Source organism: Niallia sp. M35, from assembly GCF_050971705.1.
Taxonomy (GTDB): Bacteria; Bacillota; Bacilli; order Bacillales; family Cytobacillaceae; genus Niallia; species Niallia circulans_A.
Window position 1 is genome coordinate 1 of the sequence record NZ_JBPCEP010000055.1, and the last position, 399, is coordinate 399.

4 tRNA genes are annotated in these 399 nt (G+C 52.6%); all 4 read left to right on the forward strand.

Annotation, left to right across the window (positions count from 1 at the left end):
• Positions 1-15: 15 nt before the first annotated feature.
• The 4 genes from NiCM35_RS26685 to NiCM35_RS26700 all read left to right on the forward strand — a co-directional run bounded on the left by NiCM35_RS26685 (position 16) and on the right by NiCM35_RS26700 (position 382).
• A tRNA-Ala gene (locus NiCM35_RS26685) sits at positions 16-91 on the forward strand.
• Positions 92-113: 22 nt separating this feature from the next.
• A tRNA-Met gene (locus NiCM35_RS26690) sits at positions 114-190 on the forward strand.
• Positions 191-203: 13 nt separating this feature from the next.
• A tRNA-Ile gene (locus NiCM35_RS26695) sits at positions 204-280 on the forward strand.
• A gap of 9 nt (positions 281-289) precedes the next feature.
• A tRNA-Ser gene (locus tag NiCM35_RS26700) sits at positions 290-382 on the forward strand.
• Positions 383-399: the final 17 nt, after the last annotated feature.

The window sequence follows — 399 nt, forward strand, 5'->3', positions numbered from 1 at the left end:
CTATTCTCATTACATGGGGCCTTAGCTCAGCTGGGAGAGCGCCTGCCTTGCACGCAGGAGGTCAGCGGTTCGATCCCGCTAGGCTCCACCAATTTTATAATTCTTAATATGATGGCGGCGTAGCTCAGCTGGCTAGAGCGTACGGTTCATACCCGTGAGGTCGGGGGTTCGATCCCCTCTGCCGCTACCATACATATTACCATGGACCTTTAGCTCAGTTGGTTAGAGCAGACGGCTCATAACCGTCCGGTCGTAGGTTCGAGTCCTACAAGGTCCACCATATTATTGAGGAGGAATACCCAAGTCCGGCTGAAGGGATCGGTCTTGAAAACCGACAGGCGGGTCAAACCGCGCGGGGGTTCGAATCCCCCTTCCTCCTCCATAAAAATTAAATTATAA